A 15011-nucleotide genomic window follows, 5' to 3' on the forward strand; every position below is an offset into this window, starting at 1 on the left:
AGCGACTTCCACAAGCCGACCGCCGATGAGCTGTTGTTCCTGCCCTTGGGCGGGGCGGGCGAGATCGGGATGAATCTCAATCTCTACGGCCATGCCGGGAAGTGGCTGATGGTCGATCTCGGCGTCACCTTCGGCGGCGACGAGACACCGTCGATCGAGGTCATCATGCCGGACCCGAGCTTCATCACCGAACGGGTGCAGGATCTGGCCGGCCTGGTGCTGACCCACGCCCATGAGGACCATATCGGCGCGGTGCCCTATCTCTGGCCGAAGCTCCGCTGCCCGATGTACGCGACCCCTTTCACCGCTTCGGTGCTGCGGCGCAAGCTGAAAGAGGCCGGGCTGGAGGGTAAGGCCAAGGTCACCGAGATCCCGATGTCGGGCACGTTCAAGATCGGCCCGTTCGAGCTCGAGCTGATCACGCTGACCCATTCGATCCCGGAGCCCAATGCCGTCGTCGTGCGCACCAAGCTCGGCACCGTGCTGCATACCGGCGACTGGAAGCTGGATCCCGACCCGGTCATCGGCGAGACCACCGACGAGAAGGCCTTGCGCCGTCTTGGTGACGGCAATGTCCTCGCCATGGTCTGTGATTCGACCAACGTCTTCGTCCCCGGCACCTCCGGCTCTGAGGCCGACATCCTGCCGTCGATGACCAAGATCATCGGCGAGCGCAAGGGCAGAGTGGCGGTCGGCTGCTTCGCCAGCAACGTCGCGCGGCTGGAGACCATCACCCGGGCCGCCATGGCCAACGACCGCCAGGTGGCGCTGGTCGGCCGCTCCTTGTGGCGGATGACCGAGGCGGCGCGGGAGAACGGCTATCTGACCGATCTCCCGGAATTCATCGAGGAGCACGATGTCGGCTTCTTCCCCAAGGACAAGATCGTGATGATCTGCACCGGCAGCCAAGGCGAGGCCCGCGCGGCGCTGGCGCGCATCGCCAAGGGCGAGCATCCGCATGTGCACCTGGAGGCCGGCGATGCGGTGATCTTTTCCTCCCGCGTCATCCCGGGCAACGAGAAGTCGATCTCGCTGCTGCAGAACAACCTCATTCACCGCGACGTCGAGGTCATCACCGACCATGACGAGATGATCCACGTCTCCGGCCATCCGGCGCGCGCGGAGCTGACCGAGATGTATCAATGGGTCCGCCCGCAGATCGCGATCCCGGTCCATGGCGAGGCGCGCCATATCCGCGCCCATGCCGAGCTGGCGCGCGAATGCCAGGTCCCGCAGGCGGTCGAGGCGGCGAACGGCGCCATCATCCGCCTGGCGCCCGGCCCGGCCGAGATCGTGGCCCGCGTGACCCATGGCCGTTGGGGCCTCGACGGCAAGGCGCTGGTGCCGATGACCAGCGAGGTGGTGCGCCACCGCCATCGGCTCGGTTTCAACGGCGTCATCCTGATCTCCCTGGTGATGAACTGGCGCGGCGACCTGATCACCGATCCCCAGGTCACATTGGAGGGCCTGCTCGACGGCGACCCGGAGGCGGATGCCAAGGAAGACATCGCCGACGCCGTGGCGGACGCAATCGAGGATCTCTCCGCCGGCAAGCTGGAGAATGACGGCGAAGTCGCCGAATGCGCGCGCCTGGCCGCCCGCCGCTGGTTTCACAAGAACCACGACAAGAAGCCGATCACGCGCGTTCACGTGATCCGGGTCTGATTGATTCCGCCGGCTGAAGTGCCCATCTTAGCGGTATGGACGTCCGCCGCACCGCGTTAACCATCGCGTTGATCCTCGCCACCGGACCGGCTCTGGCGGAGAGTTCCGTCGCCGTCACCCGCCAGGACTGCGACCGTATCGTCGAATACCAGCAGCCGCCGGGCGTCGAATACCAGCCTGGGGTCAACGCCCATGGCGAAACCGTGGTCCCGGCCGACCTCAATGGCGGCTACAACTTGAAGCTCCCGGAAACGATCGTCATCCCGCTCGAGGTCGACCTCCAGGACAAGTACGGCATCCCCGCCAACTCGGTGCTGTTTCAGGGCGACGCCCAGGTCGGCACCGTGACGGTCCATGGCGACCGGGTCTACTACAACGGGCAGGAACTCAGCGACCCTGAGGAAGCCGCCCTGGCCGATCTCTGCCGCCAGCAGATTCCGTACAAGTAGCTTTGGCGCCGCCGCGCAGCGGAACCGTCAACCCCCTTCCTAGCCTTCCCCCATCTTGGGGGAAGGGACTCTTCTGAACACGCTGTGGCAACTGACGGCTCTATCCGACCCCCGCCCCCAAGATGGGGGCGGGTTGGGGTGGGGGTTGACGGTTCCGCTACTCGGAGCCGCCACCACACGCCCCAATCTCCGCAAACCGCCGCCCTCGACAGGCCACAATCCCTCGCCTAAATTCGCCCACCGACCCCGCACTAACCTGCCGTGATTCCTTAAGGATTCCCCACCACATGCGTTCGTCCCGTTTCTTCCTGCCGACACTCCGGGAAAATCCCACCGAGGCGCAGATCGTCTCCCACCGGCTGATGCTGCGCGCCGGCCTGGTGCGCCAGACCGCGGCTGGCATCTACGCCTGGCTGCCGCTGGGCTTCAAAGTGCTGAAGAAGATCGAGCAGATCGTGCGCGAGGAGCAGGACGCGACCGGCTGCCAGGAAGTGCTGATGCCGACCATCCAGTCGGCCGACCTCTGGAAGGAATCCGGTCGCTACGAGGCCTACGGCAAGGAGATGCTGCGCATCACCGACCGCCATGAGCGCGAGATGCTCTATGGGCCCACCAACGAAGAGGTCATCACCGACATCTTCAGGAACGGCGCCAAGAGCTACCGCGACGTGCCGGCCTTGCTTTATCACATCCAGTGGAAATTCCGCGACGAGGTCCGCCCGCGTTTCGGCGTGATGCGCGGCCGCGAATTCCTGATGAAGGACGCCTATTCCTTCGACCTCGACTATGCGGGGGCGAAGCGCGCCTATAACAAGATGTTCGTCGCCTACCTCAGGACCTTCGCCCGGATGGGGCTGAAGGCGATCCCGATGGCGGCCGATACCGGGCCGATCGGCGGTGACTTGAGCCACGAGTTCATCATCCTGGCCGAGACTGGAGAGAGCGCGGTCTTCTGCGACAAGAGCTTCATCGAGCGCGATGTGCTTTCGATGGGCATCGACTACGAGAGCGATCTCGAGCCGATCGTCAAGGCCTGGACCACCGACTACGCCGCGACCGACGAGAAGCACGACCCGGCGAAGTTCGACAAGGTGCCCGCCGACCGGCAGGTCCAGGCGCGCGGCATCGAGGTCGGCCATATCTTCTATTTCGGCACCAAGTATTCCGAACCCTTGAAGGCCCAGGTGCAAGGCCAGGACGGCCAGAACGTCACGCTCCACATGGGCTCCTACGGCATCGGTGTCTCGCGCCTGGTGGGCGCGGTGATCGAGGCCAGCCATGACCCGAAGGGCATCATCTGGCCGGAGAGCATCGCGCCGTTCAAAGTCGGCCTGATCAACCTCAAGGTCGCCGACGCCGCCTGCGGCAAGCTCTGCGAGGATCTCTACGCCAAGCTGCAGCAGGCCGGGGTCGAGGTGCTGTATGACGACCGCGACATCCGCGCCGGCGAGAAATTCGCCGAGATGGACCTGATCGGCCTGCCCTGGCAGGCGGTGATCGGGCCTCGCGGTGCGGCACAGGGCAAGGTCGAGTTCGCCAACCGCAAGACCGGCGAGAAGCAGGAGATTTCCGCGGAAGAAGCCCTCAACCGGCTCACCGCAAAATGATCTTCAACGCCTTCGAGCGCATGGTGGCGATGCGCTATCTGCGCGCCCGCCGCCAGGAAGGGTTCGTTTCGGTCATCGCCGTGTTCTCGCTGCTCGGCATCACGATCGGTGTTGGTGTGCTCATCGTCGTGATGTCGGTAATGAACGGCTTCCATGTCGAGCTGCTGAACAAGATCCTCGGCTTCAACGCGCATCTGACGCTATCCAGCAGTACCGGCCCCGGGGTGGTCACCGATTTCGACGCCATCACCGAGAAGCTGCGCAAGGTGCCGGGCGTGGCCTCCGTCACGCCCACCGTGCAGGGCCAGGTCTTCGCCACCGGCGCCCGCAGCGGCGGCGCCGGCGCGCTGATCAAGGCGGTGCGCCAGGACGACCTGCAGTCGCGCAAGCTGATCGCCGCCAACATCGTCGCCGGCTCCCTGCAGGACTTCGTGCCCGACGATGACGTCGCGGTCATGGGCGCCAAGCTCGCCCAGTCGATCGGCGCCGGCATCGGCAGCGAGATCACCGCGATCACGCCGATCGTCCAGACCACCATGGCCGGCCCGATCCCGCGCATGAAGTCGCTGCGGGTGGTGGCACTGTTCGATGTCGGCATGTACCAGTATGACAACAGCATCATCTTCATGCCGCTGGAGACGGGCCAGGTCCTGTTCCAGAAGAAGGGCGGGGTGACCGATGTCGAGATCATGGCCGACAACATCCAGGACGTGCCGGCGCTGAAGCCGCAGATCTGTGCCGCCCTCGACACCAAGCTCGACTTCGACGGCGGCCGCGCGGCTTATTGCATGGGCGACAAGCAGAGCTACGTGATCGGCGACTGGGAACAGGCCAATGCCGACTTCTTCACCGCGGTCGAGGTCGAGCGCAACGTGATGTTCCTGATCCTGACGCTGATCATCATCGTCGCCGCCTTCAACATCATCTCCGGCCAGATCATGATGGTGAAGGACAAGGGACGGAACATCGCCATCATGCGCACCATGGGCGCCAGCCGCGGCACGATCCTGCGGATCTTCCTGCTGTCCGGCGCCAGCATCGGTATCATCGGCACGGCGCTCGGCTGCCTGTTGGGCACCGCCTTCGCCTATAACATCGAGACTATCCGGCGCTTCCTGGAGAACATTTCCGGCACCGACCTCTTCAATCCGACGATCTACTTTCTCTCGAAGCTCCCGGCGATCGTGGACCCGATGGAGGTTCTGCTGATCTCGCTCATGTCCCTGGCGCTGACCTTGCTCGCCTCGCTCTATCCGGCTTGGCGCGCGGCCCGGCTCGATCCGGTGGAGGCGCTCCGCTATGAGTGACCCCGTAAACCCTGGGCCGGTTCTCGAGCTGAAAGGCATCCAGCAGAGCTTCAAGGAAGCGGGCGGGGGACGGCTCGACGTCATCAAGTCGGCCGAGCTTGCGCTCTATCCCGGCCAGATGGTGGCGCTGATCGGCCCGTCGGGCGCCGGCAAGTCCACCTTGCTGCACATCACCGGCATGCTGGAGAAGCCGATCGCCGGCGAGGTGATCGTCTCCGGCCAGTCCAGCCGCGACATGTCGGACGACCGCCGTACCGCGCTCCGCCGCGGCACCATGGGCTTCGTCTACCAGTATCACCACCTGCTGCCGGAATTCTCCGCGCTGGAGAACGTGATCGTCCCGCAGATGATCGCCGGCAAGTCGCGCAAGGCCGCGCGCCCGCGCGCGGTCGAGCTGCTGACTCGCGTCGGCCTGGCCGCCCGCCTGGAGCACCGTCCCGGCAAGCTCTCCGGCGGCGAGCAGCAACGGGTCGCCATCGCAAGAGCCTTGGCCAACGCGCCGAAGGTGCTGCTGGCCGACGAGCCGACCGGCAACCTCGATCTCCACACCGCGGACGACGTCTTCGCCATGCTGACCGAGCTGGTGAAGGGCTTCGGCGTCGCCTGCCTGATCGCCACCCACAACCTCGAGATCGCCAGGCGCATGGACCGCGTCGTGACGATCCGCGAAGGCGTGCTGGAGGAGGTTTCGGTCGGATAGACCGAGCGACCCCTCACCCCAGCCCTCTCCCGCAAGGGGAGAGGGGGATTCTCTTCGCTGCGCGGTGTGAGGGGTTCCTAAAGGCTATCACCACAGCGTCCCCTCTCCCCTTTGCGGGAGAGGGACAGGGTGAGGGGTCGACGGCTCTCTCCACAGCTTTCCAAGCGCGTCACAAATCCATCACCTTCCTGTCCGCGCCCTGACGCAGGCTCAGCCCCATAAGCCTCTCCTCAGCCAAACGGGAGGCCTGCCAGATGAATGCCGATTCGCGCGCTTATGCCGATCTTGTCGATACACGTCTCAGCCGTCGCGCCGCTCTGCTCGGCCTGACCAGCGTCGCCGCGCTGGCGGGCATCGGCGGCCTCGGCCGCCCAGCCGTCGCCGCGCAGGCCAGCTCGTCGCTCACCTTTGTCGAACTCACCAAGGTCTATGACGACAGCCACCACGTGCCCGCCGGCTACAAGGCCGAGCCGCTGGTGCGCTGGGGCGATCCGATCCTCGCCGGCGCCAAGCCCTTCGATCCGAAGGCGCTCTCCGTGGAATCCCAGGCCGGCCAGTTCGGCTACAACTGCGATTTCATCGGCTACATGCCGCTGCCAATGGGTTCGAAGAGCAGCGAGCACGGCCTGCTCTGCGTCAACAACGAATATGCCAACCCGCATGTCATGTTCCCCGGCATGACCGAGGACGACGCGGGCCAGAAAGTCTCGGCGGAACAGGCCGGCATCTTGAGCGCCGCCTGGGGCCATTCGATCGTCGAGGTCAAGAAGACCGGCGGCCAATGGGCGATCGTCGCCGACAGCAAATACAACCGCCGCATCACCGGCTTGACCGCGTTCGCGGTCAGCGGACCCGCCGCCGGCCATAAGCTGTTGCAGACCAGCGCCGATCCCAGCGGCACGAATGTGATGGGCACCGGCTACAACTGCTCCGGCGGGGTCACGCCCTGGGGCACGATCCTGTCCTGCGAGGAAGGCCTCTCCGACACCTTCGGCGGCGACGCCGCGAAGGCGGCGAACGCCGATCTGCTCGACCGCTACGGCTATGACGGATCGGACTTCTACGGTTTGGCCCGGTTCGAGGATCGGCTCCAGCTTGACAAGGAGCCGAACGAGCCCAACCGCTTCGACTGGGTCTGGGAGCTGGATCCCTACGATCCGGCCGCGAAGCCGGTGAAGCGCACCGCCCTCGGCCGCTTCTCGCATGAGGCGGCGAACTCGATCGTCAACAAGGACGGCCGGGTCGTGGTCTATCTCGGCGACGACGACTATTTCGAATACCTCTACCGCTTCGTCACTGCGGCCAAGTTCAACCCGACCGACCGCGCCGCCAACATGAACCTGCTCGACGAAGGCGAGCTCTCGGTGGCCAAGCTCGATGCCGACGGCACGCTGACCTGGATCCCGCTGGTCCATGGATCGAACGGCCTCACCGCGGAAAACGGCTTCGCCGACCAAGGCGAGGTGCTGATCAAGGCGCGGCTCGCCGGCGACACGGTCGGCGCGACCAAGATGGACCGGCCGGAAGACTTCGAGCCGGATCCCGTGAGCGGCAAGGTCTATGCCGTCATGACCAAGAACAAGAAGCGGAAGGCCGACCAGGTCGATGCCGCCAACCCGCGGGCGGAGAATGCCTGGGGCCATATCCTCGAGCTGCTGCCGCCGGATGGCGACCATGCAGCGGCCAGCTTCAAATGGGATGTGTTCCTGCTGGCTGGTAACCCCGTTAAGGCCGAGCAGGGTGCCAAGCTCAACCCGGGCACCAGCGCCAACGGCTGGTTCGTCTGCCCGGACAACATCGCCTTCGACCCCAAGGGCCGGATCTGGATCGGCAGCGACGGCGCCAACGACTTCGACATCGCCGACGGCCTCTATGCCGCCGACGTGGACGGCGAGGGCCGGGCGCTGACCCGGATGTTCCTGGCTTGTCCGACCGGCGCGGAATTGACCGGTCCCTGCTTCACGCCGGACGGCAAGACGCTGTTCGTCTCGATCCAGCATCCCGGCGAGAACTCGGAGACCTTGGAGAAGCTGACCTCGCATTGGCCGGACGGCGGCGACAGCCTGCCCCGGCCCACCGTCCTCGCCATCACCAAGGACGACGGCGGCGAGATCGGTTCGTAACAACGCGAATCAGGGACGACATCATTCTGTCACAGACGGGCAGTAAACCCGTCACGGACGCCTTCTAGTCTCCGGGACGCGCGCCTCCTGATTCCCCCTCGAGTGCCGCGCGTCCCGCCCAGAACCTGCCGCTGCCAGACATAGGGAGTGCACCTGTCATGAACCAGCCGATCCAAGCCACCCGCCGCCAGGCCTTGAAAGCCCTGGCCTACGCGCCGCTGCTGCCGCTCGCCGGCTCCGCCGCTTCCGCGCTGTTCTCGAGCACCGCCTCGGCCGCCATGCCGGCGATCGCCTCGGCCAAGTTCATCCCGATGCCGGCGCCGGGCCTCGACAACCCCGCGGCCATGTCGACGGTCACCGTCGGCTCCTCGATGCAGGTGAAATATGCCGACGGCACCGAGCAGCTGTTCAAGCTGCAGTATCAGCCGTTCTTCGTGACCGGCGCGGCAGTGCCGGACGGCAAGGGTGGCACGGTGATCGCCGGCGGCTATTACGACATCAACGGCAGACCGATACTGGACCCGAGCTCCGCGGAAGCCACCAAGCCGCAATTCTTCTCCGACGCGCCCGACGGCATGAGCCTGATCAAGCTCGACTCCCCGAAGGTCGATGGCGTGAAGGGCAACCCGCTCTTCGCCGTGGTGCAGTTCGAATACTGCTCTTATGACGCGGCGGGCGGCGACATGTACGGCAAGCTGCCGTCGCAATATGCCGTACTGACCCTCGACCAGGACCCGAAGACCGGCAAGCTCAGCCTGGTTAAGTACAGCCATGTGGACACCGCGCCGGTCAACGGCGTCTGGATCACCTGCGGCGCCAGCCTCTCGCCCTGGAACACCCATCTCTCCAGCGAGGAATACGAGCCGGACGCGACCAAGAGCGAGGACGAGGAGTTCACGGCCTTCAGCCAAAACCTCTATGGCGACCCGAAAAAGGCCAATCCTTATCACTACGGCCACCTGCCGGAAGTGACCGTCAATGCCGACGGCACCGGCACGGTCGTGAAGCATTACAACCTCGGCCGCATCTCGCATGAGCTGATCCAGGTGATGCCGGACGAGCGCACCGCGCTGATGGGCGACGACGCGACCAACGGCGGCCTCTTCTTGTTCGTCGCCGACAAGCCGCGCGATCTCTCCGCCGGCACGCTCTATGTCGCCAAGTGGGACCAGAAGACCAAGGAGAATGGCGGCTCGGCCGATCTCACCTGGATCAATCTCGGCCATGCCACCAGCGACGAGATCAAGGCGCTGGCCGACAAGCTGACCGCCAAGGATATCCTCGAGGTGAAGAAGGAGGACCCGAACGACGCGACCTTCACCAGGATCATGTTCAACGGCAAGCCGAGCTGGGTGAAGATTCTGCCCGGCCAGGAGAAGGCGGCGGCCTTCCTCGAGACCCATCGCTACGCCGCGGTCAAGGGCGGCAGCCTGGGCTTCACCAAGATGGAAGGCACCACGGTCAACGTGAAGGACAAGATCGCCTATTCGGCGATGAGCGCCGTCCGCAAGGCGATGACCGAGGGCACCGGCGGCGTCGCGGTCGACAAGATCGAGGCCGGCGTGGTCTATGCGCATAACCTGAGCGGCGGCCAGAAGGACGATACCGGCGCCGCGATCGACAGCGAATGGGTCCCCGTGCACATGGCCGGCCTGATCGCCGGCGAGGACCTGAAGGAGCCGGATGCGCTGGGCAACCTCGCCCATGCCGACAAGATCGGCAACCCGGACAACATCAAGTTCTCGGAGAAGCTCCGCACCCTCTTCATCGGCGAGGACAGCGGCATGCACGTGAACAACTTTCTCTGGGCCTACAACGTGGACACCAAGGAGCTCTCGCGCATCCTCTCGACCCCGTCGGGCGCGGAATCGACCGGCCTGCACGCGGTCGATGAAGTGAACGGCTTCACCTACATCATGTCCAACTTCCAGCATGCCGGCGATTGGGAGCTGAAGAAGGACGACGCCGGCAACGTGACCAGCGGCCTCCACATCAAGGTCTACAAGGAACTGGAGCCGCTGATCGCCAAGAACTACGGCGACGCCCGCGGCAAACTGGGCGGCGCGGTCGGCTATCTCACCGGCCTGCCGGCAACGGCCTGATCCGTTCTTATCCCCTAGACTGAAGGGCCCGGTCAGACGACCGGGCCCGCTTTGTCTTCGCGGGAAGACTTCCCGGTCCGATCCGGGAAACCGGCTCTAACCGGCAACCCCAGGCTGTGGCCTATTCTGCCCCGCGTCCATTGCCGACATTCATAACGTCGAGGGGGTCACCATGTGCACATTGCCTCACCATGCCGGCTGTTCCCACAATCCTGCCGAGGGCAGCAACCGCCGCGAGATGATGAAGCGGCTCGCGGCGCTCGGGCTCACGGCGCCGCTCGCCACGCTCATCCTCGATCGCCGGGCGATGGGCATGAGCTTTCTCGACCGCGCGGAGTTCATCGACGGGCTGCAGGCGCTGGTCGCTCGGGCAAAGTCGCCGGAGCTCCGCGAGGTCCGGGTCTTCGAGCTCACCGGCAGCGAGCTGCCGTGGAAGGATCTCGGGCTTAGCCTGGAGAAGGGCCAGGCGGCGACCTTCCTGCTCGGCGGCCGGGTGTGGCTCGCACGGGAGCAAGACCTCTGGGTCGAGCCGGGGGTTGCCTTTCACGTGCGCACCCGCGGCAGCCGCCCGATGTTCAATCCGATGGCCAATACGGGAACCATGACCGCGGTCGCCAGCGGTCCGCTGGAGATGGCGCGCTCGCTGGTCGAGTTCCAGGACGACAAGGGCGAGCTCGCGGTGCCCAAGGAGGCCTATGCCAAGGCCGACGCGCATATCTACGGCATGGCGCTGGTCTGGCGCGGCAGCGCGCAGGCGGGGCTGGAAAGCCTGCTCGGCCATGGCGACGTCGATGGCGTGGTCGCGGCGGAACTGGCGCGCCTGCGTTCGCCGCGCAAGCTGCCGGCGAACTGGCACAACTTCTTCATGCTGGGCGGCGGCCCGGTCATCTTCAACGACGTCGGCAACGGCACGATCGCCGTCGAGCCGCTGAAGAATGCCGGGATCCTGCAGCGCCAGGTCGATATCGCGCTGCAGCCGGGGACAAAACTCAGCTGGGACTGGATCGTCGAGGAGCTGCCGTCGCGGCTGCCGGAAAACCAGCTGACCTCGCACGACTATCTCTCGATCGCCGCCGAGTTCGACGACGGCCAGGACCTGACCTATTTCTGGAGCTGCAGCCTGCCGGTCGGCGAGGCCTTCCGCTGCCCGATCCCGCGCTGGACGCCGCTGGAATCGCATATGGCGGTCCGCAGCGGCCAGGCCGATCTCGGCAAATGGGTCAGCGACGAGCGCGACATCTACGAAGACTACAAGCAGCATATCGGCGGCGCGGCCAAGACCGTAACCAGGATCTGGCTGCTGGGAGTTTCGCTGTTCCAGCGCCATCCGGGCTCGGCCCGTTTCGGCGCTATGCAGATCTCCCAGCCGGGGGCGACGACGTTGAAACTTTGAAAACGTGATGCTGCCAGCGCGCGGCGCGGTTTGCCGCCGCATGGACCCGCGCGGCGAAGGATGCTAGCAAGAACGCCGTGAACGGGAACCGCAGGTATCTGCTCCAGGCCTTTTTGGGAATGGTCGCGCTCGGTGGGCTGCTGCCGGCGAAGGCATCGGCTGGACCCTCGCTGCGACTCATCAAGCACCCGAGCTGCGCCTGCTGCGAGGGGCACGCGGCCTATCTCCGGGAGCACGGCTACACCGTCAACGTGGAGCACGCGGCCGATCTCGACGCCTTCCGCCAGGCGCTCGGCATTCCGCGGCACCTCTTCGGCTGCCATACGATCCTCGGCGGCGACTATGTGATCGAAGGCCATGTGCCGGCGGCAGCGGTCGCAAAGCTCTTCGCCGAACGACCCGGCATCAAAGGCATCTCGGTGCCGGGCATGCCCATGGGCTCCCCCGGCATGAGCGGGCAGAAGACGGCGCCCCTGGTGGTCTATGAGCTCGCCGAGGGCGCACCCGTGGTATTTCTGGCCGAGTAGGCCTGCGATCTTCCAGCCTGCGCCGCGTCGCAACCCGCCTGCCGGACGGGCGTTGGTCCGTTTCAACGGGAAGGTGAGAGATGGCGGATCATTTGCCCGTATTCACTATCGGGCATTCCACACGCACGATTCCGGAATTCGTGACATTGCTTCGGGCCGGCGAGGCACGGCTTGTCGTCGATATCCGCCGTATGCCGCGTTCGCGCACCAATCCGCAATACAACGAGGACCGCCTGCCGCAGGCACTGAAGCACTTTCAAATCGGCTACCTGCGCATGGGCGAACTGGGCGGCCTGCGCAAGAAGTCCGAAGTCGCGCCGGACGTCAACGGCTTCTGGACCAATGTCAGTTTCCACAATTATGCGGACTATGCCCTGTCTGCGGCGTTCCAAGCGGGCTTCGAGCGTTTGCTCCAGGTTTCCGCGGAACGGCGCACGGCCATCATGTGCGCGGAAGCGGTCTGGTGGCGGTGCCATCGCCGCATCGTCGCCGACTATCTCCTCAACGCCGGTCGAAGCGTCTATCACCTGATGGCCAATGACCGCGTTGAACCGGCAAGGCTGAGCGACGGCGCGGTACCAGCCGGAGCGCGGATTCAGTATCCGGTACAGTAGACCGTGCCGGCCAATTCGATGGCCGCCGGTGGGTTTCCGGTGCACAATGCCCAAAAATGCAGCAGTCCCTCCGGGGCGTGGAGACTGTCAACCCACTGACAATAAAAGATAATGAGTTCGGCACGGGGCATGCTACATGGCCGAAGGACTGACGCGGAGGGGAAGCGCGGGTGGCCTTTGACGAGATGACGGAAGCCGCGGGGAAGGTCCGCGCGCCCTACGAAAAGATCGCGGCCTGGCTGGATGCCGTGCCGCGCGAGCAGCTGCAGCAGCGCCGGCTCGAGGCCGAGCTGTTCTTTCGCCGCGGCGGCATCACCTTCGCGGTCTACGGCGACGCCCAGGGCGAAGAGCGCATCATCCCCTATGACATCGTGCCCCGCGTGATCTCGCGCGCGGAATGGGAACATCTCGCCCGGGGCCTCGAGCAGCGGGTGAAGACCCTCAACCTCTATCTCGCCGACGTCTATGGCGCGCAGAGCGCGATCAAGGCCGGCATCGTGCCGCCGGACCTGGTGTGGCAGAACCCGGCCTATCGCCCGGAGATGGCCGGCATCGAGGTGCCGCACGGGGTCTATGTGCATATCGGCGGCATCGACGTGGTTAGGGTCGATGCCGAGGATTTCTACGTTCTGGAGGACAATGCCCGGACACCGTCTGGCGTGTCCTACATGCTGGAAGGGCGGGAGATCTCGATCCGCCTGATGCCCGAGCTGTTCGGCCAGCACCGCGTGGCGCCGATCGAAAACTATGCCAATGAGCTGCTGTCCTCGCTGCGCTCGGTGGCGCCGCGCAATTCCGCTTCCGATCCGACCGTCGCCCTGCTGACGCCCGGCCAGTACAACTCGGCCTATTACGAGCACTCCTTCCTCGCCGACAAGATGGGCGTCGAGCTGGTGGAGGGCAGGGATCTTCAAGTGAAGGACGAAGTCGTCTATATGCGGACGACCGAGGGGCCGAAGCGGGTCGACGTAATTTACCGCCGCATCGACGACGAATTCATCGATCCGCTGACCTTCCGCCCCGACAGTGCGCTCGGCGTGCCCGGGCTGTTCGCCGCCTACGCGGCCGGCAACGTGACGCTGGCGAATGCGATCGGCACCGGGGCGGCCGACGACAAGGTGATCTACAGCTACATCCCCGACCTCATCCGGTTCTTCCTGGGCGAAGAGCCGATTTTGAAGAACGTGCCGACCTGGCGCTGCCGCGAGGCCGAGCATCTCCAATACGTGCTCGATCACCTGGGCGAGCTGGTGGTGAAGGAGACCCACGGCTCCGGCGGCTACGGCATGCTCGTCGGCCCGCATGCGAGCAGCGCGGAGACCGAGGCTTTTCGCGCTCGCCTCAAGGCCAATCCCGAGGGTTACATCGCGCAGCCGACCTTGTCGCTTTCGACCTGCCCGACTTTCGTCGAGAGCGGGGTGGCGCCACGCCATGTCGACCTGCGCCCCTTCGTGCTGAGCGGTTCCGACGGTGTGCGGATCGTGCCGGGCGGGCTGACGCGCGTCGCCATGCGCGACGGATCCCTGGTGGTCAATTCGAGCCAGGGCGGCGGGTTGAAGGATACCTGGGTGATCGAGTGCTGAGCCGGACCGCCGACAGCCTGTTCTGGCTCTCCCGTTACATCGAGCGCGCCGACTACCTGGCCCGCACCATCGAGGCGGCGGCGCGGCTTTCTTCGCTGCCGACCTCCTATGTCGGCGAGAACAACGAGTGGGAGAGCGCCATCGCGACCGCCGGCTGCGGTCCGATCTTCCACGAGCATCACGAGATCGCGACCGGCGAGACGGTGGCGCAGTTCCTGATCAATTCGCCGCACAACCCGGCCTCGATCGTCAAATGCTTCGAGATCGCCCGCACCAATGCCCGCGCGGTCCGCACCGCGCTCACCAGCGAAATGTGGGACGCGATCAACGGCGCCTGGCTTGAGCTCCAAAGCCTTAAGCCCGCCGCGCTGGCGCCGAACGCGCTGCCGAAATTCCTTGCCTGGGTGAAGCAGATCTCGCTGCTGGTGGACGGGTCCGGCTATCGCACCATGCTGCGGAACGACGCCTATTGGTTTTCCCGGCTTGGAATCTTCATCGAGCGCGCCGACAACACCGCCCGCATCCTCGACGTGAAGTATCACATCCTGCTGCCTGACGACACCACAGTCGGCGGCGGCATCGACTATTCGCAATGGGCGGCGATCCTGCGCGCGGTCTCGGCACTCACCTCCTATCACTGGGTCTACCGCGAGAGTCTCAAACCGTGGCTGATCGCCGACCTCTTGATCCTCAATCAGCAGATGCCGCGCTCGCTCGCCGCCTGCTATTCGAACATCGTCGCCAACCTGGACGAGATCGCCGGCGCCTATAACCGCGCGGGGCCGGCGCAGCGCTCGGCGCGCGCCATCAACCGCCAGCTCGGCGCCACCAGGATCGAGCAGGTGTTCCAGAGCGGTCTGCACGAGTTCATCACCAACTTCATCGGGGACAACAACAAGGTGGGCTCGGCGATCAGCTCCCAATACCTGGCTTAGCATGGA

General features: G+C 65.3%; 12 protein-coding genes. All 12 read left to right on the forward strand.

Features of this window, described 5'->3' with window-relative positions:
• Positions 1 to 69 precede the first annotated feature (69 nt).
• Positions 70 to 1665 carry a ribonuclease J gene (locus ACYQ4T_RS22325; RefSeq protein ID WP_459859201.1) on the forward strand — a complete coding sequence of 532 codons (1596 nt, stop codon included), beginning with the start codon at positions 70 to 72 and terminating at the stop codon, positions 1663 to 1665.
• A gap of 35 nt (positions 1666 to 1700) precedes the next feature.
• Positions 1701 to 2114: a hypothetical protein gene (locus tag ACYQ4T_RS22330; RefSeq protein ID WP_459858808.1), complete on the forward strand. Its 414-nt coding sequence runs from the start codon at positions 1701 to 1703 to the stop codon at positions 2112 to 2114.
• A gap of 287 nt (positions 2115 to 2401) precedes the next feature.
• Entirely contained in the window at positions 2402 to 3721 is a 1320-nt protein-coding gene (gene proS, locus ACYQ4T_RS22335; protein WP_459858809.1) for a proline--tRNA ligase, read from the forward strand.
• Positions 3718 to 5028, forward strand: a complete 1311-nt coding sequence (locus ACYQ4T_RS22340; RefSeq protein ID WP_459858810.1) for a lipoprotein-releasing ABC transporter permease subunit — start codon at positions 3718 to 3720, stop codon at positions 5026 to 5028. The genes proS and ACYQ4T_RS22340 overlap by 4 nt, the downstream gene beginning before the upstream one ends.
• Complete coding sequence (locus tag ACYQ4T_RS22345) at positions 5021 to 5728, forward strand: ABC transporter ATP-binding protein (protein ID WP_459858811.1); 708 nt, start codon at positions 5021 to 5023, stop codon at positions 5726 to 5728. Before ACYQ4T_RS22340 ends, ACYQ4T_RS22345 begins: the two co-directional genes overlap by 8 nt.
• 254 nt (positions 5729 to 5982) lie before the next feature.
• Entirely contained in the window at positions 5983 to 7851 is a 1869-nt protein-coding gene (locus tag ACYQ4T_RS22350) for a PhoX family protein (RefSeq protein WP_459858812.1), read from the forward strand.
• 158 nt (positions 7852 to 8009) lie between these two features.
• Positions 8010 to 9953, forward strand: a complete 1944-nt coding sequence (locus tag ACYQ4T_RS22355) for a PhoX family protein (protein WP_459858813.1) — start codon at positions 8010 to 8012, stop codon at positions 9951 to 9953.
• A 172-nt stretch (positions 9954 to 10125) separates the two neighbouring features.
• Positions 10126 to 11346, forward strand: a complete 1221-nt coding sequence (locus tag ACYQ4T_RS22360; RefSeq protein ID WP_459858814.1) for a DUF3047 domain-containing protein — start codon at positions 10126 to 10128, stop codon at positions 11344 to 11346.
• Positions 11347 to 11423: 77 nt separating this feature from the next.
• Positions 11424 to 11873: a DUF411 domain-containing protein gene (locus tag ACYQ4T_RS22365; protein WP_459858815.1), complete on the forward strand. Its 450-nt coding sequence runs from the start codon at positions 11424 to 11426 to the stop codon at positions 11871 to 11873.
• Positions 11874 to 11953: 80 nt separating this feature from the next.
• Entirely contained in the window at positions 11954 to 12487 is a 534-nt protein-coding gene (locus ACYQ4T_RS22370) for a DUF488 domain-containing protein (RefSeq protein WP_459858816.1), read from the forward strand.
• A gap of 170 nt (positions 12488 to 12657) precedes the next feature.
• Positions 12658 to 14070: a circularly permuted type 2 ATP-grasp protein gene (locus ACYQ4T_RS22375; protein WP_459858817.1), complete on the forward strand. Its 1413-nt coding sequence runs from the start codon at positions 12658 to 12660 to the stop codon at positions 14068 to 14070.
• Positions 14064 to 15005, forward strand: a complete 942-nt coding sequence (locus tag ACYQ4T_RS22380) for an alpha-E domain-containing protein (RefSeq protein ID WP_459858818.1) — start codon at positions 14064 to 14066, stop codon at positions 15003 to 15005. The genes ACYQ4T_RS22375 and ACYQ4T_RS22380 overlap by 7 nt, the downstream gene beginning before the upstream one ends.
• The last annotated feature ends 6 nt before the right edge of the window (positions 15006 to 15011 follow it).

Source organism: Dongia sp. agr-C8 (assembly GCF_054658695.1).